The 24685-nt window shown below is 43.5% G+C and carries 22 protein-coding genes and 1 tRNA gene; 13 read left to right on the top strand and 10 right to left on the bottom strand.

The window, feature by feature from the left end:
* Positions 1-9: 9 nt before the first annotated feature.
* Positions 10-1338 carry a HAMP domain-containing sensor histidine kinase gene (locus AAFN85_RS01815; protein WP_347525244.1) on the bottom strand — a complete coding sequence of 443 codons (1329 nt, stop codon included), beginning with the start codon at positions 1336-1338 and terminating at the stop codon, positions 10-12.
* A 269-nt stretch (positions 1339-1607) separates the two neighbouring features.
* Here AAFN85_RS01815 and AAFN85_RS01810 point away from each other — a divergent pair, with 269 nt between their 5' ends.
* Positions 1608-2021, top strand: a complete 414-nt coding sequence (locus tag AAFN85_RS01810) for a VOC family protein (RefSeq protein ID WP_347525243.1) — start codon at positions 1608-1610, stop codon at positions 2019-2021.
* Positions 2022-2088: 67 nt separating this feature from the next.
* On the opposite strand, the gene AAFN85_RS01805 is transcribed toward AAFN85_RS01810, so the two are convergent.
* Together AAFN85_RS01805 and AAFN85_RS01800 are read right to left on the bottom strand one after the other, a co-directional pair.
* Positions 2089-3264 carry an NAD(P)/FAD-dependent oxidoreductase gene (locus AAFN85_RS01805; protein ID WP_347525242.1) on the bottom strand — a complete coding sequence of 392 codons (1176 nt, stop codon included), beginning with the start codon at positions 3262-3264 and terminating at the stop codon, positions 2089-2091.
* Positions 3265-3341: 77 nt separating this feature from the next.
* Positions 3342-4199, bottom strand: a complete 858-nt coding sequence (locus tag AAFN85_RS01800) for a helix-turn-helix domain-containing protein (protein WP_347525241.1) — start codon at positions 4197-4199, stop codon at positions 3342-3344.
* 123 nt (positions 4200-4322) lie between these two features.
* Here AAFN85_RS01800 and AAFN85_RS01795 point away from each other — a divergent pair, with 123 nt between their 5' ends.
* Genes AAFN85_RS01795 through AAFN85_RS01785 form a run of 3 tightly spaced genes read left to right on the top strand, consistent with a single transcriptional unit; the run spans position 4323 to position 6671 of the window.
* Entirely contained in the window at positions 4323-4889 is a 567-nt protein-coding gene (locus tag AAFN85_RS01795) for a TetR/AcrR family transcriptional regulator (RefSeq protein WP_347525240.1), read from the top strand.
* A 2-nt stretch (positions 4890-4891) separates the two neighbouring features.
* Entirely contained in the window at positions 4892-6298 is a 1407-nt protein-coding gene (locus AAFN85_RS01790; RefSeq protein WP_347525239.1) for an MFS transporter, read from the top strand.
* Positions 6299-6326: 28 nt separating this feature from the next.
* A complete protein-coding gene (locus AAFN85_RS01785) occupies positions 6327-6671 on the top strand; it encodes a HopJ type III effector protein (RefSeq protein ID WP_347525238.1) in 345 nt (114 codons plus the stop codon).
* 144 nt (positions 6672-6815) lie between these two features.
* On the opposite strand, the gene AAFN85_RS01780 is transcribed toward AAFN85_RS01785, so the two are convergent.
* Positions 6816-7748, bottom strand: coding sequence for a helix-turn-helix domain-containing protein (locus AAFN85_RS01780; protein ID WP_347525237.1), 933 nt, complete (start codon positions 7746-7748; stop codon positions 6816-6818).
* Between the two features lie 66 nt (positions 7749-7814).
* Positions 7815-8678: an SDR family NAD(P)-dependent oxidoreductase gene (locus AAFN85_RS01775; RefSeq protein WP_347525236.1), complete on the bottom strand. Its 864-nt coding sequence runs from the start codon at positions 8676-8678 to the stop codon at positions 7815-7817.
* A gap of 256 nt (positions 8679-8934) precedes the next feature.
* Between AAFN85_RS01775 and AAFN85_RS01770 the strand changes: the two genes are divergently transcribed.
* Entirely contained in the window at positions 8935-10665 is a 1731-nt protein-coding gene (locus AAFN85_RS01770) for an alkaline phosphatase D family protein (RefSeq protein ID WP_347525235.1), read from the top strand.
* 80 nt (positions 10666-10745) lie between these two features.
* Here the strand turns inward: AAFN85_RS01770 and AAFN85_RS01765 are convergent, their stop codons facing one another.
* Positions 10746-12029 (bottom strand): MFS transporter, encoded by a 1284-nt coding sequence (locus AAFN85_RS01765; protein WP_347525234.1) that lies wholly within the window; start codon positions 12027-12029, stop codon positions 10746-10748.
* A gap of 143 nt (positions 12030-12172) precedes the next feature.
* Here AAFN85_RS01765 and AAFN85_RS01760 point away from each other — a divergent pair, with 143 nt between their 5' ends.
* Complete coding sequence (locus AAFN85_RS01760) at positions 12173-12994, top strand: helix-turn-helix domain-containing protein (protein ID WP_347525233.1); 822 nt, start codon at positions 12173-12175, stop codon at positions 12992-12994.
* A 104-nt stretch (positions 12995-13098) separates the two neighbouring features.
* On the top strand, positions 13099-13851 hold the full coding sequence (locus tag AAFN85_RS01755; protein ID WP_347525232.1) for a glucose 1-dehydrogenase: 753 nt from the start codon (positions 13099-13101) through the stop codon (positions 13849-13851).
* A 107-nt stretch (positions 13852-13958) separates the two neighbouring features.
* Here the strand turns inward: AAFN85_RS01755 and AAFN85_RS01750 are convergent, their stop codons facing one another.
* Both AAFN85_RS01750 and AAFN85_RS01745 read right to left on the bottom strand, forming a co-directional pair.
* Complete coding sequence (locus AAFN85_RS01750; RefSeq protein ID WP_347525231.1) at positions 13959-14990, bottom strand: hypothetical protein; 1032 nt, start codon at positions 14988-14990, stop codon at positions 13959-13961.
* 209 nt (positions 14991-15199) lie between these two features.
* On the bottom strand, positions 15200-16273 hold the full coding sequence (locus AAFN85_RS01745; protein WP_347525230.1) for a DUF4932 domain-containing protein: 1074 nt from the start codon (positions 16271-16273) through the stop codon (positions 15200-15202).
* Between the two features lie 192 nt (positions 16274-16465).
* On the opposite strand from AAFN85_RS01745, the gene AAFN85_RS01740 reads away from it, so the two are divergent.
* The gene (locus tag AAFN85_RS01740; RefSeq protein ID WP_347525229.1) at positions 16466-17524 is read left to right on the top strand and encodes a histidine kinase; all 1059 of its coding nucleotides are present in this window, start codon (positions 16466-16468) and stop codon (positions 17522-17524) included.
* On the top strand, positions 17521-18240 hold the full coding sequence (locus AAFN85_RS01735) for a LytTR family DNA-binding domain-containing protein (protein WP_347525228.1): 720 nt from the start codon (positions 17521-17523) through the stop codon (positions 18238-18240). The genes AAFN85_RS01740 and AAFN85_RS01735 overlap by 4 nt, the downstream gene beginning before the upstream one ends.
* A gap of 59 nt (positions 18241-18299) precedes the next feature.
* On the opposite strand, the gene AAFN85_RS01730 is transcribed toward AAFN85_RS01735, so the two are convergent.
* Positions 18300-18372 (bottom strand) — tRNA-Met (locus AAFN85_RS01730).
* Between the two features lie 151 nt (positions 18373-18523).
* On the opposite strand from AAFN85_RS01730, the gene era reads away from it, so the two are divergent.
* The 4 genes from era to AAFN85_RS01710 all read left to right on the top strand — a co-directional run bounded on the left by era (position 18524) and on the right by AAFN85_RS01710 (position 22897).
* Positions 18524-19399: a GTPase Era gene (gene era / locus AAFN85_RS01725; RefSeq protein ID WP_347525227.1), complete on the top strand. Its 876-nt coding sequence runs from the start codon at positions 18524-18526 to the stop codon at positions 19397-19399.
* A gap of 160 nt (positions 19400-19559) precedes the next feature.
* Positions 19560-20861: a ribosome biogenesis GTPase Der gene (gene der / locus AAFN85_RS01720; RefSeq protein WP_347525226.1), complete on the top strand. Its 1302-nt coding sequence runs from the start codon at positions 19560-19562 to the stop codon at positions 20859-20861.
* A 340-nt stretch (positions 20862-21201) separates the two neighbouring features.
* Positions 21202-21873: a hypothetical protein gene (locus AAFN85_RS01715; RefSeq protein WP_347525225.1), complete on the top strand. Its 672-nt coding sequence runs from the start codon at positions 21202-21204 to the stop codon at positions 21871-21873.
* A gap of 109 nt (positions 21874-21982) precedes the next feature.
* Positions 21983-22897 (top strand): NAD(P)/FAD-dependent oxidoreductase, encoded by a 915-nt coding sequence (locus tag AAFN85_RS01710; RefSeq protein ID WP_347525224.1) that lies wholly within the window; start codon positions 21983-21985, stop codon positions 22895-22897.
* Between the two features lie 188 nt (positions 22898-23085).
* Here AAFN85_RS01710 and AAFN85_RS01705 read toward each other — a convergent pair whose 3' ends face one another.
* Positions 23086-24672 carry a S41 family peptidase gene (locus tag AAFN85_RS01705; RefSeq protein WP_347525223.1) on the bottom strand — a complete coding sequence of 529 codons (1587 nt, stop codon included), beginning with the start codon at positions 24670-24672 and terminating at the stop codon, positions 23086-23088.
* Positions 24673-24685 lie beyond the last annotated feature (13 nt).

Below are 24685 nucleotides of genomic sequence, written 5' to 3'. Positions count from 1 at the left end.
TTGCCGAAATTACAATTTCCCCATTGGCACAAACACAAAAAAGCTGGTACCCTGCCCAGGAATGCTTTCAAAACTGATCCTTCCGTTTTGGCGCTCAATAAACTCTTTACACAGGGTTAGCCCAAGGCCAACACCTTTTTCATTATTCGTTCCAAAATCGGGTATGGCGTTAATTGAAAATACGCTTTGTTGTTTATCGTTGGCTATCCCTTTGCCGTTATCGCTAATGGTTATTTTACATTCGTTCCCAACCGGCTGTGCATTTACTTTAATTGCGCCGCCTGTTGGAGTAAATTTAACAGCGTTGCTAATAAGGTTACGCACTACTATTTGCAACATATTTGTGTCGGCGGTTACTACTACGCCTTCTGCGATATTGCATATAAGCGATATGCCTTTTCTTTCGGCTTGCATGGCACCCATATCGAGCGTTGATTTTAATGCAGCAAGCAAATTTATCGGTAAAAGATCAACAGTTGGCCCTTCCATTTGCGATTTTGACCACAACAATAAATTGGTGAGCATATCCATAGCGCCATCGGTGGCGGTAAGTAGTTCATGTTCGATCACCGTACGCTGGGCCTGCTCCAAATCATTACCATTTAATAATTGCAGGTAGCTCTGTATGTTAAGTAAAGGTGTCCGCATATCATGCGATATGATAGACATTAGTTTATTCTTTTCAGCGTCGCTTATTTCAAGTTGTTCTTTTTGTTGTAATATTTGCTGGTTCTTCGCCTCAATGGCTACGGCTTTTTCCTCGGCGGTTACTCGTTCTTTATCGTAGTTTTTGCGCAGATATTTTATAACGATATAAATGGTAACTACCGGTAGAGGGAATGCCGTAACCCTATCGATAAGTTCACCTTTTCCGGCAGCAAAGGGGTGTTTAACCAGCCCCGGATTATAGTAGGCAACGAGGTGTAAAATGAGGAAAAGTATGATATAAGCAATTAGCCAATACAGGTGTTGCCGATAAGGGGAAATGGCAAAAATTAGCAGCAGATAAGCCGGCCATATGATATCGGTAGAGCCATTAATACCAGAATTGGCGAAATAGTTAACCGAAAAAACAACAATCCCAGTTATGCCGAATAAAAAACTGCTGTGCTGCTTGTTATTAAAACGCGAGTTGTAGTACTGGTAGCCGAAAAACAGGCCCAACAACAGGGCAGATAAGGAGCCAACATATAAGCCACTAAAAAAGTTATAGGGAGCATAAAAAGCAGCAAGTATAATTAAACCCGCCGTTATGGAGTGAAATATCCTGCTTTCTAAAGCAAAGTCAGAACGACCACCTATTAGCCTAAGCCAAACCGCATTCATTTTTTTAACCATCGTCTAATAGTGCAGGCTAAAATAATAATTTAATTTTTAAATAATCCGCGCAGGTATTACGCTGATATATTGCTTTGGTTGCGCTTGTCGGGTTAAATTATTTGACATTTACAATCGGCCAGTTTAAAAACAGGAAATTAATTGATGTGAAATCAGTTGACCGTAACTCATTTATCAAGTCGCGATTGGCCCCTTAACTTGTCGTTTTTGCACATTAGCGCGTAAGTGTTGTTCCTGTACCTTTGAATAAATCAAATCAGAAAACAATTATGGCAACTCAAATCTTTTTAAACCTACCGGTTAAAGACCTTAACAGATCGATAGAGTTTTTTACCAAACTCGGCTATACTTTCAACCCTAAATTTACCGACGAGAAAGCAACCTGCATGATCATCAGCGATACCATTTACGTAATGCTGCTTACCGAAACTTTTTTCCAAACGTTTACCAAGAAACAAATTGTAGATGCCCACAACTTTGTTGAATGTTCTATCTGTATCTCGGCCGATAGCAAAGATGCCGTTAATGAAATGGTAAACAAAGCCGAAGCAGCGGGCGCTACCATCCCTAACCCGGCTACCGATTACGGCTTTATGTACCAACACAGTTTTGGCGACCTTGACGGTCACCATTGGGAGTTTGTATGGATGGATCCGAATGGTGTACCTGAACACGTGGGGTAGATTATTGACAGTACCTTATTCTCCAATAAATAAAAAGCCCCATGTTGCAACATGAGGCTTTTTTTATTTAGCCTTTCTGGCTAAACTGTTCTATAAGCTTTCTGATCGATTCATCCGTAGGAGAGGAAAAATCCGTGATACCTTCGAGCGCTTCTTCCAGTAAAATAGCCCCCCTTGCACGCATTTTTTCTTCGTACGCGGCTATGGCATCCTGCAAGTAGTCAAAATCACCGGAGGTAATGCACTCGCTCAAATCCAAAGCATCCAGCATGGCGGTATTAACGCCTTCGCCCGATGGCGGCATTAAATGGGCAGCATCGCCAATAAGGGTAATATTGGGCTTCGCGTCCCAATATTGATCGTGCGGGAAATAATTTAATGGCCTTGGCGTAAATTGTTTGCAGGCCTTAAAAAGTTCAAGAAACACAGGTGCCCATCCTTCGTAAAATTGAACCAGGTAAGCATATACCTCCTCGCTGTTATTAAAATCGATCCCGCTGGTTTCGATCCAGTTTTCGGGATATAATGATGATGCGTAAAACGTTAGGCCGCCGTCGCCCCGGGGTTGCGCGGCAATGGTTTTTCCGGTGCCCATGGCAATTAAATTGGCATTGCCAAGCAACTGGTAAAACTCGGGGCAATCATTTTCCGGCTGATCGATCTCGCCCTGAATAATACTCGCGCCCGAATAAAGCGCTTTAATATCGGTTACGTACGGGCGAATTTTTGAGCGATAGCCATCCGCGCCAATAACCAGATCGGCCGTGGCGGTAGTGCCGTTTTTAAATTGAAGTAGCCATGCGCTATCCAACTCTTCCATACTTGCCAATTGGCTGTCCCAAACAACAGTTCCGGGTAGTAGCGCATCCAGCAAAATATTTCTTAGCGCGCCACGATCAATTTCCGGTCTGAAATGTTCGTCACCAAAGCTGGCATCACCTGCTTCATTGCGTTCATCAAAAAGGATTTTTCCGGTCTCGTTAACCATCCGGAATTTATCGGCCCCCGGCATGTAATTGGCTTTAAAGGCGTCCAGCAATCCGGCGGCCTCAATAACTTTCAGGCCAGAATCAAAATGCAGATCGACTATAGCTCCCTGTACACGGGCTTCTTTGCTAAAATCCCGCTCATAAACTTTTACATCAGCACCTTTTATTTGTAACAGCCTGGCTAACGTTAACCCGCCGGGACCTCCGCCTACAATGGCTATTTTTTTATTTTCTATCAGATTTCCTGCTCCCATTTCGTATCTATTTAAATTGATACAAAGGAACGTTTCATACCGGGGCCTACCAATGGCAATACATAGTGAGTATAGGACTAATCGAGGTTTTTATCACGAAAAGCGATGGGCGTTATCCCCGTAAGCTTAACAAACAACCGTGTAAAGTACGAGTAATCATCATAGCCCAGATCAACAGCTATCTCCTTTACTGACTTATCCGAATGATACAACAAGCGTTTGGCTTCCAGTATTACACGTTGTTGTATATGATAGGAAACAGGAAAGCCGGTAGCAGTTTTAACGCATTCGTTTAAGTACGGGGTAGAGATGTTAAGGCGTTCAGCATAAGTTGCAGGGCTTTTAATGGAAGCGAAACTATTCTCCAAAAGCGATTTAAACGCTTTGGTTACAACCTCAAAACGCGAACGGCTATCACACGGTTTGGCCTGCTCCAGATATTGCGAGGCGATCAGGCTTACAAACACGTTACAACTTTCTTTCAGGATGGCATCGTACAACCGCTCCTGTTTACGTTCAGCGAGTTTTATGCAAAGGGTGGCCGTTTCTGAAATGATAGTCAACGCATCCGGGTTTAGCGCCAGCGCATCTACAGGGTTAAGGCTTTCCAATAATTGCAGGTTGGCGGGATTGAGGTTTTCGGCGGTGATGATACAGCTGCTAACGGTTGCGTTTTCAAACAATATTAAGCGGTGCACCTGGCTGGGATGGATATAAATAACCGATGATGCTTCTATTTTATGCTTTTGAAAATCTATCTCGATATGTGTAGTTCCGGCCTCCTGTAAAATGAAAAGGTGACCGTTATCCCGGTGCGATTTTCCCGTTTCTTCAATATCGGGTGAGGCGTTGAACGATGCGCGGGCAATAAATATCCCCTCCCTTGTTCCGGCTGGTAAAATGTTTACAGGAATATGCTTGATTTTGGGAGGCATCGTATCCAAAGATAACTTTTTGCAAACAGATAGCCCGATGTTGAAAAGGTACATAATCCCATTACAAAATAATCCTTGCATTAAATAGACAAATCTGTCTATTTATAAATATACCTTTGTTTCATGACAAAGCAACGAGGACAAGCTGTAACCGATAAAATAATTGATACCGCAGGCCGGTTATTTTATAAACAGGGTTTTAACGCTACAGGCATCAACCAGGTAATTGAAGAGGCCGATATAGCCAAAGCATCGCTATACAAACACTTCGAATCAAAAAACGATTTGATGGTGGCCTACCTGCAAGGTTTACATCAAAGCTGGTATAACAGGCTGGAAACAGACATCGAAAAGATATCCGATCCCAAAGAAAAACTCCTCGCCCTGTTTGATCATCATGATGCCCGGCAGCAATTCAGGGACTTTGGAGGTTGCCCTTTTATTAAGGCCAATAACGAAGCCGGTGCTGCCGACCCAAGGATATTGACCGAAGTTCAGGAAGCCAAAGAGCACGCTAAAAGCTATATCAAAACACTGGTGGCAAATTCGGGCCATAGACAAGTTTTAAGCGACGACGAACTGGCCGAAACCATTTTTTTAATGATAGAAGGCGGAGTAACAACAGCTTCGGTATTCAAGCAATCTGCCGATCTGCAAACGGCAAAAAAACTAATTCAAAAACTGATCTAAAAATGAAATCTACCAATAAATGGCTGGAGCTGGCCATCGTTCTATCGGCTCCGCTTTTATCTGTTATCGATGTTTTTATTATTAACGTGGCTATCCCCGCCATCAAAAAAGGTGTGCACGCTTCAGATGCCGAGGTGCAGTTGGTTATAGCTGGTTACCTGTTGGGTTACGCGGCCTTTCTTATTACAGGCGGTCGTGCCGGCGACCATTTCGGGCGTAAAAAAGTGTTTTTCTGGGGGATGCTGGCATTTACCGTAACCTCCTGCCTTTGTGGTTTATCAACTACCGCTTTGCAGCTCAACATTACCCGGTTTTTCCAGGGATTAAGCGCCTCATTCATGGTGCCTCAAACCATCGCCTTTATCCAGATATTATTTACCGAACCTAAAGAACGGGCCAAAGCCATCGGTATGTTTGGCATTACGCTGGGCATCGCTTCGGTAACCGGGCAGGTATTGGGCGGTTACCTTTCAGATACGCATTGGGTTATTGATGGCTGGCGATTGGTGTTCTTTATCAACCTCCCCATAGGCATAGCTACACTTTGGGCAACGTATAAATATGTGAACGAAACCAAGGCCAATCAGGGCAGCAAATTTGATTATTCGGGCATCGCTATCCTTACCGCGGCTTTATTCTGCCTTATCTACCCACTTATTGAAGGGCGCGAAAAAGGCTGGCCATTGTGGAGTATCGCGCTCATCGTGGCTTCATTCGGTATCTTCGCTTTCTTTATCCGCAATCAAAAACAAAAACTGGCCGAAAACAGGAACCCTCTTATTGATGTAAGGCTTTTTGAGATAAAAGATTTTAACATCGGCCTGTTGGCCGTGCTGTTTCATTTCATGCTGCATACATCCTATTTACTGCTAAGCGCGGTTTATCTGCAAAACGGACTGGGTGTATCGGCCATGAATTGCGGTTTGTATTTCATTTTGCCGGGCGTGCTGTTTACTATTTCTTCGATAGCGGCTTCCAAACTCATGCTCAAATTCGGGAAGCGGGTGCTGCAGGCTGGTACTTTGTTTATGGGAGTTACTTTTCTGCTTCAGATACAACTATTAAAACCGGGCGTTGATACCGTAGTGATCATACTACTAATGGGCGCATGGGGATTTGGCAACGGACTGGTGTTACCATCTCTACTTAACATAGCGTTGAGAAGTGTCCCCGCCTCATACGCTGGTGCGGCTGCGGGTGTTTACTCAACCTTTCAGCAAACAGCTTCGGCCTTGGGGATAAGTATTATAGGCGGGATCTTTTTCTATTTTTCGCGCCAGGGTTGGCAACTTGCTTATACCGCGGGCATTGCGGCCATATTGGTTTGTGTGGTATTGGTATTTTTAATGCTTTGTTTACTGCCCAATGTAAAATCGCCGGTGCAAAAAGTTGAAGTATTACAAGAGTAATTCTATTTTCGGCCAATATTATTAAAACATGAAAGAACAGCTGCTTAATCTGCTTGCGGGTTTAAAAGAAAATAAAATAGTTTTTAGCGATGTTATCGCTTTTATTGAAACTTACTATCAGCACCAACCAACCGCTTTTAAAAACGGCGAAGCTTACAACGAGGCCACCCAAAACCAGGGCAGCGCCAAAGTTTTAACCTTTGCCAAAATAAATGGCTTGAGTGCAGAAGATACGCTCTCTCTTTTTGCCGAGCACTACCAAGCAGTACTGGCAACCCCAGAGGCAACTGATCACCAAAACATCAGGCAATTTATGGCCCAGGGTTGGGATGGAGTTGTTTTTGAGGGAGAGGCTTTGGTGGCGAAGGGCTAAATTTTTGCAAACTTCCCCCTTGTCATTGCGAGTTACGAAGCAATCGCACGGAAGCCGAGCGGATATATAAATCCGCCCTGTAAAGTTCGCGATTGCTTCGTAACTCGCAATGACGACTTTTTTATGCTTTGCATCTACGCATCCCTAATTAAACGATTTCCTAAACTCCAGCGGCGAAAGGTTAGTTTTAGTTTTAAACAGTTTGCTGAACGATTGCGGGTGCTCAAACCCTAATTGATAAGCCACTTCGCTTACAGATAAACCTGTGGTAGATAATTTCTCCTTGGCTTTTTCTATCAGCTTATTATGGATATGCTGCTGAGCATTTTGCCCGGTGAGCGAACGTAACATATCGCTTAAATAGCTTGGCGAAATATTCAACTTATCCGAAAGATATTGAACCGTTGGCAAGCCCTTGTTTAATGAAGTTTCATCGGCAAAGTACTCATCTAAAATCTCTTCCAGGTTTTGTAGCACAGTGTTGTTTACTGCTTTGCGGGTGATGAACTGGCGCTTATAAAACCGGTTGGCGTAGGTAAGCAGCAGTTCTATTTGTGATATGATCACATCCTGACTAAAATCATCAATCCGGCTGTTCAGCTCTTCTTCTATATTTTTAAAAATAGAAATGATGATGGTTTTTTCTTTTTCCGATAAGTGCAAAGCCTCATTAGTTGAATAAGAAAAGAAGCCATATTGTTTGATCTTTTTAGCGAGCGGATAATTCCACAAAAAATCGGGATGGATGAGCACGGCGTATTGCGAGCAACCGCGAATATCATCCTCATCATTACTCGCACTGCCAATTATCTGGTTGGGCGCGGCAAATAGCAGGCCTCCTTCGTCAAAATCATAATAATCCTGTCCGTATTTTAATTTAGGGCTTAGTTTAGGCCGATAAGAGATCTTGTAAAAATTGAGCACATGCGTGCCTACGGGCGGCCGGGTTGCAATACCAGGATAGGAAGCACTGCTTAGCAAGCTGATAAGCGGATGTGGAGGCGCGGGTAAGCCCATGGCCCGGTGCGCCTCGGTCAACGAATCAAACTTATGGGTAACCTTTTCGTCCTTTTTCATGAGATCCAATTTAATACAATGATAGCCGATAATTAAACAATTGCCGGCTATCATTTATTGTGTTACTTATTTTGATTGTCCCTGTGCCGCACTCGAAACACTTTGCCATTCTTCCCAGCTTGCCAGCCGCTCGGCATAGGCTTTACGTACCCAAGGCAGATTGTTGCTACCCAAAAACAAACGCAGTGGCGGGTTTTCGGCATCAACAATTTTGAAAACAGCATCAGGCGTAGCTTCGGGATCGCCACGTTCAGAGTTTTTTAAGCCATCAACAAATTTCGCTTTAAAATCGGTATAGATATCAAGCCCGGCGGCAAACTTTAATGATTCCTGGCTACCAAATTCGGTAGCGTAAGCGCCCGGCTCAATAATGGTTACCTTAATATTGAACGCGGCAACTTCGGCGGCTAAACTTTCGTGAATGGCCTCGAACGCCCATTTTGACGAGCAATAGTAGCCGATAACCGGTAGGGTAACATGCCCAAGTCCGCTGGAAGTACCGAGGATATGCCCGCCGCCTTGCTTACGCAGCAAAGGCAAAGCAGCCTGGATAACAGCAACGGGGCCTATAATATTGGTTTCGTACAATGCACGGATATCATCCGCGCCGGCCTCTTCTATCGTGCCAACTAATGAATAGCCCGCGTTATTAAGCACAACATCGAGTCTGCCGAAATGGGCATATGCTTGTTCTACAGCGGTTTTAACCTGATCGGCGTTAGTAACATCCAACTCAAGGGTTAGTACATTATCGCCGTATCTGTCTTTGAAATCGGTAATACTTTCCAGCTTGCGCGCTGTGGCGGCTACTTTATCGCCACGTTTAAGCGCGGCCTCTGTCCATACACGGCCAAATCCGCGCGATGCCCCTGTTATAAACCATACTTTATGTGCTGCTGCAGTGCCCGGTGTTTCACTTTGATGTTCCATAATTTTGTATTTAAATTTTGAATACAACAAAGTTGGGTAACAGGCAACGGCCGCACGTAGCCTAACCGGGGGAGTTTGTAGCCGTAATGCGGATTGCGTTACAGTTAACTGATTCACAGTTTATTGGCAGCATTTCTCACATTTACCCCTAATCGTACACAATAACGTAGGCTTAACCCAATAACTTAATTTAACAATCACTATTAGCTTATATTTAATAAATGTTAATGTAATATCTTACCCTGAAAAACCTTACATGAATAACGAAAACCTGCTTAAAAAATTAAGTCGCAGAAAATTCCTCCGCAATTCTGTGATTGCCGGTGCCGGTGCCATCTTATTACCATCCGCCCTGACCGGATGCGGTAAAAAAGACGAAAAAATAAACTATGAAGGCCAGGGGTTTAACGAAGGAGTTGCCAGCTTCGACCCAACAACGGATAAAGTGGTTTTATGGACCCGCTATACGCCTGCAAAACAGGAAACAGGCAACCCTGTCATATTATTAGATGTTGCCAAAGACAAAGATTTTAAAATCCCGGTAGTAAGCCAATCGGTACAGGTGGATAGCAACAGCGACAACACCGTACACGTTGATGTAAGCAACTTAACATCAAATACTAAATATTATTATCGTTTTAGAAACGAGAAAACACAAACCGTTTCGATAACAGGCGAAACTAAAACTCTACCAGCAGCAGGTCAGACCAACGAAATAAAAATGGCAGTAATTTCATGCGCTAATTACCAGGCCGGTTTATTTAATGTATATGGGGCAGTCGCCGAATCGGATGCTGATTTTGTAGTTCATTTAGGCGATTATATTTATGAATACGAGGCAGGTGGTTACGGCACCAATTCAACAACAGCGGCCTTAAACCGTACGCACAAGCCAGCCGGAGAAGTTATTAAACTTGATGAATACCGGGAAAGGTATCGCCAATACCGTAGTGACGAACAATTGCAAAAAGCACATCAGTTAAAACCATTTATATGCGTTTGGGACGATCATGAAGTGGCTAATGATGCTTATAAAGATGGCGCACAAAATCATCAACCTAACGAAGGAGACTACAATACCCGTAAAATGAGTGCTATACAGGTATGGCATGAATATTTACCGGCCCGGGTACAGGATAACGCCAAAATATATCGAAACTTTGAAATTGCCGGTATAGTAAACCTTATTATGCTGGATACCCGCATTGTGGGCAGGGATAAACAACTCAGCTATACTGATTACCTTACCCCTACCGGCTTAAATACCAGCGCGTTTTTAGCAGCCTGGCAAAACCCGCAGCGTACAATGCTTGGGCAGGAACAAAAAGCCTGGCTGGGTGGTAAACTATCGGGCAGCACAACCAAATGGCAGGTACTGGGCAACCAGGTGCTGATGGGGAAAATGTATATGCCTGCCGAACTGCTTTTACTGGTAGCGCAAATTGCAAATGGTAGCCCAACTCCGGCGGTATTAGCTCAATTTAACACAGCACTTACCCAATTGGTGGCTATCAAAACCCGCGTCCTGCAAAACGACCCCACATTAACCACTGCCGAAAAAGCCAGGGTAAACACAGTACTGCCGTATAATCTTGACGCCTGGGACGGATACCCTGTTGAGCGTGAGGCGATATTTGCTGCCGCAAATGGTAAAAAACTTATTTCGCTGGCAGGGGATACGCATAATGGCTGGTATTCGGATTTAACTGATGTGGGCGGACACAGGGTTGGTGCCGAATTTGCCGCCGCTTCGGTTTCTTCGCCCGGTTTTGAAGCTATTTTCGGTTCAAACCCGGCAACAGTAGCGGGTTTTCAACAGGCTATCGCCTTGCTTATTAATGACCTTCAATACCTTGATGCCGCGCAAAAAGGATATGTAATGGCATCATTCACATCTGGCCAGGCAAAATCCGAGTGGAGGTACGTAGGTACAATCGCAACCAAAAATACGGCTACTACAACCGGCAAAACGGTTACCGAAGTTTAGCCCGAATTAATAAATAGCTATCACATCTATTAAATACAAAAAAGCCTCAAATCGAGAGATTTGAGGCTTTTTTGTATCAGCTACTCTGCCTGCTTTCCAATCATTTTGCGGGATGCCAGTAAAGCCAGCAATGTAACCGCCGAAGCAAACGTAAGGTAATATCCCACGTAGGCCAACCCATATTTGCCTGCCAGTTTGGTTGCCAGGGCCGGAGTAATTGAAGCGCCCAAAATACCCGCTAATGTAAAAGCCAGCGAAGCGCCGGTATACCTTACCGATGCCGGAAAAATGCCGGCCAGCGCGGTGCCAATAGGTCCGTAAGTAAGCCCCATCAAAAACATACCTAATGAAAGGAATACGCAGGTTGTTACCAGGCTTCCGGAAGTAAATAAAGGCGCGAAAACAAGTCCAAATGCCATAATGCATATCGTTGCCAGGATGAGCATCTTATCGCGACCATACTTATCTGCTAATACCGCGGAAAGCGGGATCCCTAAGCCAAAAAACAACATAGATATCATTTGAATGATCAGGAAGTTGCTTTTAGTATAATGTAATGCTGTTGTGCCCCAATTTAGGGTGAACACCGTCATTAAATAAAACAGCAGGAAGGTGGTAATTGTAGCCAGTGTACCTAAGGTGATAGCTTTGGTATGCTTAACAAAAACATCAGCAAAGGGAACTTCCGAGCGTTCGTTATTATCGATGATCTTCACAAAATCCGGCGTTTCGGATATTTTTAAACGTACATAAAGGCCTACCCAAACCAGTAGCGCGCTTGCTATAAAAGGAATGCGCCAGCCGTAGCTGATAAACGCTTCATCGCTCATGGTTTTACTCAGGATAAAAAACGTACCACTCGAGATCAGGAAGCCTATGGGGGCACCCAACTGCGGGAACATACCATACCATGCTTTTTTATGCGGAGGTGCATTTTCGGTAGCCAACAATACCGCGCCACCCCATTCGCCGCCAAGGCCCAAACCTTGCCCAAACCTAAACAAAGCCAACAATATTGGCGCGGCAATACCAATGGTATTGTAACCCGGTAAAAGACCAATAGCTACGGTTGATGGCCCCATGGTCATTAATGCGGCAACTAACGTAGCCTTACGCCCTTTCCTATCCCCAAAATGCCCGAATATGGCAGCACCCAAGGGCCTCGCAAAAAAGGCCAGCGCGAAGGTAGCCAACGATTCGAGCGTGGCCGAGGCCGGATCTGATGCCGAAAAAAACAACTTAGGGAATACCAGCACCGCGGCTGTGGCATATATGTAAAAATCGAAAAACTCTATGGTTGTGCCAATGAGGCTCGCTGTTAATATCCGCCTTATAGGGTTTGCGGAGGTAGGTTGCTGGTTCATAGCATCAAACATATTAAATTTGGGTGAATGAGCAAATTGACTGATATATAAATAACAACAGTTTTACTAAAACCGTTGGAGAGTAGACAAATGCTAACAATATTTATACAATAGCTTAGTTTTGCTTCAATAAAAACGCGCAATTGAAAGCTCCGTCGGATATACCTGTTCATCATCTATTACAAACAGATTTTATTGTGTCTGATACAGGCAACATCAACCTTGGCGAGTTTGAAATAAACCACCGGGTAGATTTTTTTGCCATTATATGGTACCTTGAAGATGCCGGTTTGCATCATATCGATTTTGAACCTTATCCTGTTAAACAAAACACCATCTACCTGTTAGCGCGCGGCCAGGTGCATGCCCTGCCCGGTACTCCTCCAAAATCCCGGGTAATATTACTTTCTAAAAGCTTCTTTGATGGTATTGCGGATGATGACTTACGTTTTTTGTTTGGCCCGTTTAATAACAACGGGATAAATATAAATGACAAGGCCGCAGAAACGCTGGCACACTTGTTTCAAGTGATGAAGATTGAAGGCAACATACACAATGATGCCCGCTTACAGCATTTTTATATCGATGCCTTTTTATTTCAGCTTTTGCGCTTAAGCCGCGAATCGAAATCAGCTTTAGCATACCAGGACGAACGCATGCGCAAGCTGATTGAATTGATTAGCCAAAACTACAAAACCGAAAAATTTGCAGGTTTTTATGCCGATAAAATAGGCATTACAGCTAAAAGGCTTAACCAGATAGTGAAAGAGAAATTTGAACTTTCGGTTAGTCAGCTGATATACAATTATACCCTTATTGAAGCCCGGCGCGAGATAAGCCACGGCAGTAAATCGTTAAAAGAAATAGCTATTGATCTTGGTTTTAAAGGGCAATCATATTTTAGCCGTTTCTTCAAAAAACAAACCGGCTATACCCCCGAACGTTTTCGCCAGGAAAATTCCTGATACCATTTCCATATAGTGCTAACAATAGCGACAATTGTGAAAGCGATAGCTTAAGCATTTTGGGCAATCTGAACGTTATAGATGTATATAAATTATATACTGTTATGTCTATTTTAAAAGATAAAGTTGCCATAGTTACTGGTGGCGGTTCAGGTATTGGCAAGCAGGTGGCATTGAAATATGCAGCCGAAGGCGCCAAAGTTGTAGTGAGTGATATTGTTGAAAAAGCTGGTAACGAAACCGTTGCCGAAATAATTGCCGCGGGTGGTGAAGCTTTTTTTATAAAGGCAGATACCGGCTCGGCGGCGGAAAATGAATCATTGGTTCAGCAAACGGTAGCCAAATACGGAGCTTTGCATATTGCATGCAATAATGCAGGTATAGGCGGCCCATCGGCCCCTGCGGGCGAGTACGATTTGGAGGCATGGGACAAAGTTATCAAGATCAACCTTTCGGGAGTGTTTTATGGCATGCGCTACCAGATCCCTGCAATTCTTAAATCGGGTGGTGGGAATATTGTAAACATGGCCTCCATATTAGGAAAAGTTGGCTTTGCTGGCTCATCAGCATATGTAGCCGCTAAACACGGCGTGGTGGGATTAACTGAGGCCGCAGCTGTTGAATATGCTGCAAAAGGTGTCCGTGTTAATGCCGTAGGTCCCGGGTTTATTAAAACCCCTTTGGTTGAAAGCTCGATGGATCAGGCTTCGAGAGATGCCCTTATTGGTTTGCATCCTATAGGACGTTTAGGAGAATCGGCAGAAGTAGCTGAACTTGTACTTTGGCTAAGCAGCGATAAAGCATCCTTTGTTACAGGATCGTATTATAATGTGGATGGCGGTTACCTGGCGAGGTAATATTTAAACGCGCTACAATCAAAAGCCTCAGATCAAAATATCTGGGGCTTTTCTTTTTCTCTACCCCTGCGTTTTTATTTCTATTAAGGCTAACTAATCACACAAAATTATTTCCTTACAACAGCAATGGCATAAGCTGCTGAAGGATGCTTGCCATCGCCAAGATAAACAGCCCGGCCGTTTTCCCAATATTTCGCTACATCGCTATATCCATTATGTTCTTCGCCTGCTATATATACCTTTCCGCCAGAAATCGTGATCGCTTCGGCGTAACCGTTTAGTTTCAATGTCTCCGCGCTAAGAATTATTTCCTTCCCGTTTTTCCAATATACAGGAACCAATTTACTGCCATCGCCTTTCTTAGCCCCTGTTACATACACATCACTCCCCATTACAGCAATTGCCCGAGAGGTGGCTCCGGTTCCTTCCACGTCGCTAAGGCCTATCTCTTTCCCATTTTTCCAATACTCAACCATATAGCTAAATTTCCCAAGCTGCTGGCCAGCCACATAAACATCGTTGCCTACTACAGCAATCCCACTCGCAGTGGCCGATTTGTCAGCAGCGGTAAGTAACACGGCTTTTCCGTTTTTCCAATATTTGGCTTTGGATAAGCGCAAATTTTTCATGTCCTGTTCAAAACCTGATACGTAAACGTTGCCGTTAGAAACAGCAATTGCAGATGTTGGTTCATAACTGCTTCCCTCGCTTAAACGCACCGGTACTCCATTTTTCCAATACATGGCAATATATGATCCATCTTTACCTGCCTCATTGCCCGATACATAAACATCCTTACCAATAACAACTATACCCGAGGCAGAAGCCTTACTATGCCCATCTGTTAAATTTACGGCTACCCCATTTTTCCAATAGGTTGCTACACTATATTTTTCGTTATACACCTCTCCGGATACATACACATCATTCCCTACAACAGCTATCCCGGTCGCTTTTCCTTGTTGCTTTCCTTGTGTAAGATATACTGGCTTTCCGTTTTTCCAATAAGTAACAAGGAAATTGTATTTATCATTATTTGAGTAGCCAGCTACATAAACATCACTTTTGTTAACAATAACAACTTTTACAGGCAAGGTACTTGAATCCGCAGCCAACAAATTACTGCTTGATTTTACCATTAAGGCTAACAGGATAAACAAGTAGATTTTATTTCTTTTGCAAAAGGTCATTGTTAAAGTATTTTATCACACGTTATGAAGCATTAAAACTCCGGCCAGTGTGGCTGTGGCTTACAAATATCGAATATAAATAAAAAAGCCCCAGGTTTTACCCCAAGGCTAATTTGATGAAACTGTATGTCCTTTGTAGTGTTGTTTTGCCTTCGCTGTTACTTTAAAGCCATTTTATCGGCCACGCTATGTTTTTGCTTTAAATACGCAATTATCTCAGGAAAAAAGTCGGCAAATGATTTGTATTTGTTGCTTTTTAAATAGCGCTCATATATAAAAGGTTCCAACTCTTCTACATAAATAAAATCACTTAGCAGTTCTTTAGCTATTTGCTTTTTATAGGCACGCGGCTCCCGGTATTTATGATACAGGGCAGCTGTTACTGAGCGTACCACATTTTCATCGAAACAGTAACGCCAGTTGCTGATGCTGTTACGCTTCATGCCGTCGTCATCTTTGTTAAACAGGTAGGCCAGTTCATCTATTTGCTTTTCATATTGCTTTTCCAGTCCGTTAAGGTAAATGTGGCTACCTTCATGAAATACAAGATTATCGAAGTTGGTAAATTCAAAGTGGGGATCTTTTTGCGGGTCGGCATTACGTGCAAAGTAGCCGGTATTATATACTATCCAATCGGCGAATTGCGGGTTGACGGTTTTGGTGGTAATAGCGTGCGAACCCCAGCTGTTTAAAGGGTCGATACAGATCCACCAGTGTACATCGGCATTGTACTTATAAAAGCCTTGCAGTTTTTGCACTAACCCGGCCGAATCAACACTGGCTTTCAGCGTATTGCCCCATTGTGTGTAGCGAGCAGCATGCTGCTGATAAAAATCCCAAAAATGAGTATCGTTAAAAAAGTCGCGACAAAGTTTAATGTATTCCAGCACATTCTCCTTACCATAGTTTTTATACCAGGATAGCTCGGCGGGTTCGTAAATTTTAATATTGGGAAAATCGCTCATGCACCAGCCAAGCTCAACAAGGTCGGTATAGGTTTGTTCAAAAGTGGCCACCTTTTTTACCGCCGGATGGTCTTTATATTTTCCGAAGTAGGCAAGCGCCTCTTTACTGTAAGCAGATGGATTTGGCTGCGGGTATTTATCAGCCAGGATCTGCACTATAGTAAACAGTTCTACTCCCGGATGCACATTTACCTTAAGCTGATCTTTTTCCTGGCTATAACCCCGACCGCTTAAAACAATAAAGACAAGTAATAGTATTTTCTTCATAGTCTGTTGAATGATTTAAACCAAATATCTTCCTGAAAAACAAATCAGCTAAATGTGATTGATGAACCGGCCAATTTCATTGATGAACGAAGTATTAAGTTTCATCATCAACATTAGCCCGTTGGTCAATAAAATCAGAATGATGTCCTTTCGGCAGCCGGTTGATGCCCCATCAAGCGCTATATTTACCGCATGAAGCAAAAAAACATAGTATTGCTGCATGTATTGGTGTGGTTACTATTGGTACTTAATGATGTTATTCCACATTTTATCGGCAACGAATATGCTGCGTTTAAGGCAATGCCTAAAGATGCTGCGCTGCTATTGAAATATACGCTCATCAGTATTGGCTTTTATAGCGTTGCGGCACTGTGTTTTTATGGTAGTTGCCTGTTGGTAGCGCCGCTATTGTTTCTACATAAAAAGTATGTTAAAGCATTACTTATAGCAGTGCTGATGCTTGCGGTATTGTCGGGCTGGCGGTACGCTGTCGAGTTCGGCTTTTTTAAACCTGTATTGGGTTTTGATAACTATAAAGGCAACCATGTATCGGCACAATACTACATTGGTAATGTATTTTGGTACTATTACCCTAAATACTTTGTGTATGGGTTGATGTACTTTTTTGGAGAGAACTGGCTACAGGGTCGCAACAGGGAGCAGGCTTTACAAAAAGAGAAACTGGTAACGGAGCTTGCCTTTTTAAGGTCGCAGGTTAACCCGCATTTTTTATTTAATACCATTAATGATATTTATGCGCTTACCTACCAAAAATCGGAACGGGCGCCTGAGGCTTTGCTCAAACTATCCGAGCTTTTGCGTTATATGCTGCGCGAAAGCACTGATGATTTTATGCCGCTGCAAAGCGAAATAGATTATCTCCATAACCTTATCGAATTACAACGCATCGGTGCAAAAGGTAATGCATTTATTAACTTTGAGGTTGAAGGCTATGTGGGATTGCAAAAGGTGGCTTCGCTGTTATTTGTAGCCTTTGTAGAAAATGCCTTTAAGCACGGCGTGCTTAACAATGTATCCACTCCGGTTAATATAAGGTTATTAGCCACTAATGATCATATTGATTTCACCGTAAGCAACAAGATCAACAATAGTCAAAAAGATAAACTTGGTGGGATAGGGCTTAATAATGTTAAGCGCAGGCTGGAGCTTTTATATCCCGGTAAATATAAATTAGCGGTAACTGCTAACGATCATTATATTGCACATTTACAACTGCAACTTAACCCATGAGTTTACGCTGCCTTATTATAGATGATAAACCGCTTGCTATTGATATACTGGCAGACTATGTAAATAAAACGCCCTTTTTAGAACTGGTTGGCAGCACCGTAAACCCAATAGAAGGACTTGGCATATTACGGGATCAAAATATTGACCTGGTGTTTTTAGATATCCAGATGCCCGAACTTACCGGCTTGCAGTTTATGAAAATTGCGGGAAAGCAATGTTTGGTAATCCTCACCACCGCTTATTCCGATTATGCACTTGATGGCTACGAGCATGATGTGGTTGACTACCTGTTAAAACCCATAGCGTTTGATCGTTTTTACCGCGCTGCCGAAAAGGCGTTAAAGCAATCATCACCTGCCCTGGCAATAACTCATGATAAACCAATACCAGCAACCAAAACCACGACTGAATACCTGTTTGTAAAAACCGAACACCGCATTCAGCGCATAATTCTTCGTGATGTATTGTATGTGGAAGGAGTGCAAAATTATGTATCCATCCACACTGCGGATACAAGGGTAATGAGCCTGCAAACGCTTAAAGGGCTGGAAGAGCAATTACCGGCAGGCGACTTTATGCGTGTGCACCGCTCTTTTATTGTAAACATCCACCACATAACCAGTGTGGAACGGGGCCGAATTTTTATAGGAGATATCGTTATAGCAATTGGCGATAAATACCGGGAAGGGGTTTATAAGATAATTGGGGCGGGGTAGAAAGGTAAAATTATCTCAACAAAAAAGCCTCAGACTTTCATCTAAGGCTTTTCACTTTGTAGCGGGAGCAGGACTCGAACCTACGACCTTCGGGTTATGAGCCCGACGAGCTACCAACTGCTCCATCCCGCACTGTATTAATGTGCTATATATTTTGAGATCCGGTCATAACCCCGGAAAGGTCCTTCCAATTATCAAAATGCAAATTTGCACTCCGTTTTAATTGGACTGCAAAGATATAATTCGTTTCTTTGCAGTCCAAATATATTTTTAATTATTTTTTATGGCTCATCACGCAGGTTTTGTAAGTATAATAGGTAAGCCCAACGCAGGGAAATCAACCCTTATGAATGCGCTGGTGGGCGAAAAAATGTCCATCATCACCCCAAAAGCGCAAACTACGCGTCACCGTATTTTGGGTATCGTAAATGATGAAAACTACCAGATCGTATTTTCGGATACTCCCGGCGTTATCAAACCACACTATGCTTTGCACGAAAGCATGATGCACCAGGTAGATGGATCGATAGTTGATGCCGATCTGCTTTTGCTGGTTACCGATATCTACGAGGAATACGACGAAGCCGACGTGTTGAGAAAACTGGAACGCTCTGAAGCCCCCCTTGCCGTACTGATCAACAAAATTGACCAAAGCGACGAGGAAACTGTAAAAAAGAAAGTTGAGTTTTGGCAGGAAAAACTGAACCCTAAAGCCATCTTCGCTATCTCGGCTTTACACGGGCATAACATCAAAGCCATTATGGATTTTGTGATAAGCAACCTGCCAGAGCATGCTGCTTATTATGAAAAAGATGCGCTTACTGATCGTAATGACCGTTTCTTCGCTTCAGAAATGATTCGCGAACAGGTATTTAAACAATACAAAAAAGAGATCCCATACAGCACCGAGGTTATTGTTACCGCCTTTATTGAGGGCGAAAAACTTTACCGCATCAGCGCCGAGATCATTGTAGAACGCGACTCGCAAAAAAATATCATCATTGGTAAAAACGGCGAGATGCTGAAAATTGTAGGCACCTACGCCCGCCGTTCGATGGAAGAGTTTTTCCAACGCAAAATTTTCCTCGAAACTTTTGTAAAAGTAATTCCAGATTGGCGCGATAAGAAAAACTACCTGAAACAATTCGGGTACGAATAAAAAGAATAGAACCAGGACTTTTAGAATCAGGATGCAGGATATCAGGCGTCTTGATCTATCATTAATAAAAATTAAAAATTTCGTAGAAGCAGTGGTTAAGTTAGATAGATTTGTATTCCTGAATCTTGATTTCTTGCATCCTGACTCTTAACAAAAAAATATGAGTAACATAGTAGCCATTGTGGGCAGGCCCAACGTAGGCAAATCAACATTATATAACCGCTTAACCGAAAGTCGTAAAGCTATTGTAGACGACTTTAGCGGTGTAACCCGCGACAGGCACTACGGTCTGGCCGAGTGGCTTAACCACAACTTTACCGTTATTGATACCGGCGGCTACGTAGCCAACTCCGACGATGTTTTTGAAGCCGCCATTCGCGAGCAGGTAGATATCGCCATTGAAGAAGCTACCGTTGTACTGTTTGTGGTTGATGTAACTACCGGCATTACCGATTTGGATGATGACATTGCCAATCGCCTGCGCAAAAGCAAAAAACCTGTTTTTGTGGTGGTAAACAAGCTGGATAACAACAACCAGGTATCTGATGCCATGGTGTTTTACAGCCTTGGCCTTGGCGAGATCTACACCATATCGTCAATGACAGGCTCTGGTACCGGCGAACTGCTTGACGAAGTGGTAAAACACTTTGAGGCCGAAGAACTGGAGGAAAATACCCGTCCTAAATACGCCATTGTTGGTCGCCCTAACGTAGGTAAATCATCTATCATCAATGCCCTGATAGGTAAAGACCGTAACATTGTTACCCCAATTGCCGGCACCACCCGCGATTCGATCCATATTCACTATAACCAGTACGGTCATGATTTTATGCTGATCGATACTGCAGGGATGCGTAAAAAAACCAAGGTTAAGGAAAACATCGAGTTTTACTCGGTGATGCGTACCATCAAAGCTTTGGAAGAAGCCGACGTGGTGATCCTGATGGTTGATGCCGTTGAAGGTCTTGAATCGCAGGATATCAACATCTTCCACCTGGCCGAAAAGAACAAAAAAGGCATCGTTATAGTAGTGAACAAATGGGATTTGATCGAAAAAAACAACAAAACCGTTAAAGTTTTCGAAGAGCAGATCCGTGAGAAAATAGCACCGTTTACCGATGTGCCAATCGTATTTACTTCGGTAACCGAAAAGCAAAGGGTATTAAAAGTGATTGACGTGGCCAACCAGGTTTACCAAAACCGCGCCCGCAAAATCCCTACTTCAAAACTGAACGAGGTGATGTTACCGATCATCGAAAACTATCCACCGCCATCAATAAAGGGCAAATACGTTAAAATTAAGTACATCACTCAAATTGCTGGCACTTCGCCAATGTTCGCGTTTTTCTGCAATTTGCCGCAATATGTAAAAGAGCCGTACTACCGCTTTATTGAAAACAAACTCCGCGAGCATTTCGATTTCTCGGGCGCGCCGGTACAGGTTTGGTTTAGGCAGAAGTAAGAACCTCCCTCCAAGCGTCATTGCGAGGCACGAAGCAATCCCCTATTTACAGGTCCGCCCTGTATGGTTCGCGATTGTTTCGTACCTACCCATGGCATAATAAAGATTAAGGTCGTGCTGAACTTGTTTCAGCATCCCGCTCGCTAAGCAACCATGCTGAGCAAAGCGACGACCCGTCCCGTGGGATGCCGAAATAAATTCGGCATGACGGTGAGGGGGATTTCATATACTCCTTCGAGGCCTCTGCTTTCGTTCCTCGCAATGACGTTTTTTTTGCACCTCTGTTACACATACCTCCCATTCTGCGTAATACTCCCTAAACCTCAATACTTTACGCTTCATGAAAAAGTTTTACTGTTTAGTGCTACTGGCATTAATGGCTTTTGCTTCATGCAAAAAAGGCGAGCTTTCGGGCAGTTATGGCGAAGACAACGGCTGCATCAACCGCATTAAACGCGATTACAGCGACAGCAATAAAACCGAACTGGCGACTGCTTTAAAACTGCTGCAACAAAACAACATCTCAACCAGCGGACTGATAATATATCGTGTTATTTTAAAGGACAGCGTCACTACCAATGGCCCACTCAGCGTTTACCAGCATGTAATGGCTTTTGAAGAGAGTAAAGGCTTGCCTATATTTAATGCAAGTATTGGTTACCATTTCAAAGATGGGGCATTTTTCACTTCCATTGGCAAGTGCTACGGAACGCTTAGCTTCGATACCAAAGCCTCGGCCACGCTACCGCAGGTCCGCAAGGTTTTTATTGATGCGTTTAATAAAGATGGCTACAACGTTGATGGCCATGTTAATGCCTCATCCTGCGTTCGTGCCGAATTTGGCTATTATAACCTTACTCCTGATACACCCGACCAACCCCATTTTGTTAAAGCCTGGAAAGTAACTTTCAACGATTGGGATTATCCGGAAGCCTATATTCAAGATGATAACCGTAAGTTACTATCGTACTTTAATGGTATTATGACTGTGGTTAACGCCAATAAATGGTAGTGGCTTAACCACATTTTTACTTTGTCACATAAAAAACACAAAACGCAACTTAGTTGCGTTTTGTGTTTTTACCATATACTTTTACCAGCGTTATAAACTCAAATTGTATATGAAGGATTTTGATGTGATCATTATAGGCGGCAGCAGCGCCGGTTTATCAGCCAGTATGGCATTAGGCCGCGCGGCAAGGAACATATTAATCATTGATAGCGGCAGGCCCTGCAATCAGCCAACCCCGCACTCCCATAATTTTTTCACTCGCGATGGGCAAACCCCGAATGAAATTGCAACCATAGCCCGCGAACAAACTTTAAAATACCCAACCGTTACACTGCTTAATGGCGTGGCAGCCCAAGCCAAAACAACCGAAAAAGGCTTCGAAATAAGTACTACTTCCGGCGATATTTTCAACGCCAAAAAGCTAATTCTTGCGCATGGTATTAAAGATCAGCTACCCGCTATTCCGGGTTTTGCGCAATGCTGGGGCGTATCGGTTATCCATTGCCCCTATTGCCATGGTTACGAATATAAGGATCAACCGACAGGCATATTTGCCAATGGCGAAATAGGTTTCGAGATGGCTAAACTCATCTCCAACTGGACGAAGAATCTTACCGTGTTCACCAATGGCAAATCAACTATTAGCGCCGAGCAGGAAAAGATCATCCATAATAATAACATCAATATTATTGAAGATGAGATCGCTGCGTTTGATCACACTAAAGGCTATCTAAATAGCATCCGCCTAAAAAATGGCGAGGAAGTAAAATTGAACGCCTTGTACGCCAGGGTTCCATTTGTGCAGCACAGCGATATAGCAGAGCAATTAAGTTGCGAGATCAGCAAACCAGGCTATATAGTGGTTGATGGCAAACAGAAAACAACCATACCGGGCGTTTTTGCCTGCGGCGATAACTCGTCGGGCATCCGTTCAATATCCAATGCGGTTAACAGCGGTACCCTGGCTGGTGTTATGGCTAATTTGGAGTTGATTGAAGAGGTTTTCCTGGCAGAGAAATACTAATAAATTACCCAACTTGTCATTTCGAACGAACAAGCGTTGGGATAAAGGGGAGGCTGTGAGGAGAATCTTGTACGCCCTGCTTTTCACCATGCAAGTTGCTTTGCAGGGCGTACAAGATTTCTCTTTCGCCCTGCCGCACTCCCCCTCCGTTCTATCGAAATGACATTTGTTTTTATTAAACTCAAATCCTACTGCTCCAACCCTTTTTTAAACGTCACATCATCAGCATTCACCACTTTAAAGTAAGCGTTATCGCCCCATTTAAAGCGGGCAGTGTGGGCCTTGAGGATAGTTTTTATTGGCTCGCGCGATAGCATTAATTCATGCGAGTCCATTTCTTTGATAGTTTGCGAAGCGTACAGGATAAATCTGTCTACATCATCGTTGGTAACTGTGTATTGTTTTAAAAAAGCGTCTTCAGTAGGATATCCTTTTAGTAATTGTTGTTGCTTATCAATCACATAAGCGGTAAACAATTGTTGCTGGCTCAAATCCTGGATCAGTATGGTGCTGCGGGTAGTATCGGCAGGTACAAAAACATCGGGCATAATGCCTCCACCGCTAAACACCTTACGACCGCTGGAGGTATGGTAATTTGATGGCGATTTAAAAATGCTATCATTAAGGTTACTTTGTTCCGAAAACAGCTCGCCTTTTTGCATGCGCTGCGCCAATTCGCTGCGGTAGCTATCAACACCATTTTTGTACGATTTTTGGATTGAACGACCCGACGGCGTATAATACCTGGCAACGGTAAGGTTCACCGCCGACCCATCATCAAAACCAAACTGCTGCTGCACCAGGCCTTTACCAAAAGAACGGCGACCAACAATGGTAGCCCTGTCCAAATCTTGCAACGCGCCTGCCAAGATCTCACTGGCCGAGGCCGAATATTCATCTATCAATACAACAACTTTACCGTTTTGAAACATGCCCGAATCGGTAGCAAAATAATCGGTACGTGGCTCGTGGATGCCTTTGGTATAAACTATTAGTTTCTTATCGGTCAAAAACTCATCGGCCAATGAGGTTGCCGCGTTAAGATAACCGCCGCCATTGCCGCGCAGGTCAAGCATTAGCTTATCCATACCGTCAACCTTCAGGTTGGTTAAGGCCTTTCTGAAATCAACGTCGGTAGTGGCCGAAAACTTGCTGATCTTGATATAGCCGGTTTTAGCATCGGCCATATAAGCCGCGTCAACGCTGCTCAGGTCAACATGGCCGCGTTTAATGTCAAGCGTTTGAAACTTGTTACCGAGTGGCAGTACCACGCCAAGCTTTAACGCGGCATCGCCCTTTCCTCTGAAAATTTTACTGATCTTGGTAGTAACGAGTTTGGCCCCGGATAGTCTTTCGCCGTTTATACTTACCACCTTGCTGCCGACTAACAAACCGGCTTTCTGTGCCGGGCCACCCACATATACCTGGGTAATAACCAGCGTATCGCGCAGTACCTGGTACTCAATACCAACTCCGTTAAAGCCGCCGTCTAAACGTTCGTTGATAGATTCGGCCTGTTGGGGTGGCAAATAAAGTGAATGGGGATCGAGGTTTTGGAGCAGGTTATTTACAGATACGCCTTCAATACTATCAATGTTAACCGTATCCACATAATTACGCTCAACCAGTTGCAGTACTTTTGAAATTTTGCTGTTGTTGGCAAGTGAAAGACCGAGATTATGGGTAGCAAAATCCCTGTTAAGCATTAAGCCTATCAGGATCCCCAATAATAGCAGGATCATTGTCCGGAAAATTACACCCGCGGTCCTCTTCATAGTTATAACACAA

Source organism: Mucilaginibacter sp. CAU 1740 (genome assembly GCF_039839285.1).
Lineage (GTDB): Bacteria > Bacteroidota > Bacteroidia > Sphingobacteriales > Sphingobacteriaceae > Mucilaginibacter.
Note: the sequence above shows the minus strand (reverse complement) of the source record. Positions and strands in the feature narration are given on the sequence as shown.

Excerpts from the sequence above, each read along its gene's own strand:
- AAFN85_RS01815 (WP_347525244.1), bottom strand. The coding sequence starts at position 1,338 with ATGGTTAAAAAAATGAATGCGGTTTGGCTTAGGCTAATAGGTGGTCGT.
- AAFN85_RS01810 (WP_347525243.1), top strand. The coding sequence starts at position 1,608 with ATGGCAACTCAAATCTTTTTAAACCTACCGGTTAAAGACCTTAACAGA.
- AAFN85_RS01805 (WP_347525242.1), bottom strand. The coding sequence starts at position 3,264 with ATGGGAGCAGGAAATCTGATAGAAAATAAAAAAATAGCCATTGTAGGC.
- AAFN85_RS01800 (WP_347525241.1), bottom strand. The coding sequence starts at position 4,199 with ATGCCTCCCAAAATCAAGCATATTCCTGTAAACATTTTACCAGCCGGA.
- AAFN85_RS01795 (WP_347525240.1), top strand. The coding sequence starts at position 4,323 with ATGACAAAGCAACGAGGACAAGCTGTAACCGATAAAATAATTGATACC.
- AAFN85_RS01790 (WP_347525239.1), top strand. The coding sequence starts at position 4,892 with ATGAAATCTACCAATAAATGGCTGGAGCTGGCCATCGTTCTATCGGCT.
- AAFN85_RS01785 (WP_347525238.1), top strand. The coding sequence starts at position 6,327 with ATGAAAGAACAGCTGCTTAATCTGCTTGCGGGTTTAAAAGAAAATAAA.
- AAFN85_RS01780 (WP_347525237.1), bottom strand. The coding sequence starts at position 7,748 with ATGAAAAAGGACGAAAAGGTTACCCATAAGTTTGATTCGTTGACCGAG.
- AAFN85_RS01775 (WP_347525236.1), bottom strand. The coding sequence starts at position 8,678 with ATGGAACATCAAAGTGAAACACCGGGCACTGCAGCAGCACATAAAGTA.
- AAFN85_RS01770 (WP_347525235.1), top strand. The coding sequence starts at position 8,935 with ATGAATAACGAAAACCTGCTTAAAAAATTAAGTCGCAGAAAATTCCTC.
- AAFN85_RS01765 (WP_347525234.1), bottom strand. The coding sequence starts at position 12,029 with ATGAACCAGCAACCTACCTCCGCAAACCCTATAAGGCGGATATTAACA.
- AAFN85_RS01755 (WP_347525232.1), top strand. The coding sequence starts at position 13,099 with ATGTCTATTTTAAAAGATAAAGTTGCCATAGTTACTGGTGGCGGTTCA.
- AAFN85_RS01750 (WP_347525231.1), bottom strand. The coding sequence starts at position 14,990 with ATGGTAAAATCAAGCAGTAATTTGTTGGCTGCGGATTCAAGTACCTTG.
- AAFN85_RS01745 (WP_347525230.1), bottom strand. The coding sequence starts at position 16,273 with ATGAAGAAAATACTATTACTTGTCTTTATTGTTTTAAGCGGTCGGGGT.
- AAFN85_RS01740 (WP_347525229.1), top strand. The coding sequence starts at position 16,466 with ATGAAGCAAAAAAACATAGTATTGCTGCATGTATTGGTGTGGTTACTA.
- AAFN85_RS01735 (WP_347525228.1), top strand. The coding sequence starts at position 17,521 with ATGAGTTTACGCTGCCTTATTATAGATGATAAACCGCTTGCTATTGAT.
- era (WP_347525227.1), top strand. The coding sequence starts at position 18,524 with ATGGCTCATCACGCAGGTTTTGTAAGTATAATAGGTAAGCCCAACGCA.
- der (WP_347525226.1), top strand. The coding sequence starts at position 19,560 with ATGAGTAACATAGTAGCCATTGTGGGCAGGCCCAACGTAGGCAAATCA.
- AAFN85_RS01715 (WP_347525225.1), top strand. The coding sequence starts at position 21,202 with ATGAAAAAGTTTTACTGTTTAGTGCTACTGGCATTAATGGCTTTTGCT.
- AAFN85_RS01710 (WP_347525224.1), top strand. The coding sequence starts at position 21,983 with ATGAAGGATTTTGATGTGATCATTATAGGCGGCAGCAGCGCCGGTTTA.
- AAFN85_RS01705 (WP_347525223.1), bottom strand. The coding sequence starts at position 24,672 with ATGAAGAGGACCGCGGGTGTAATTTTCCGGACAATGATCCTGCTATTA.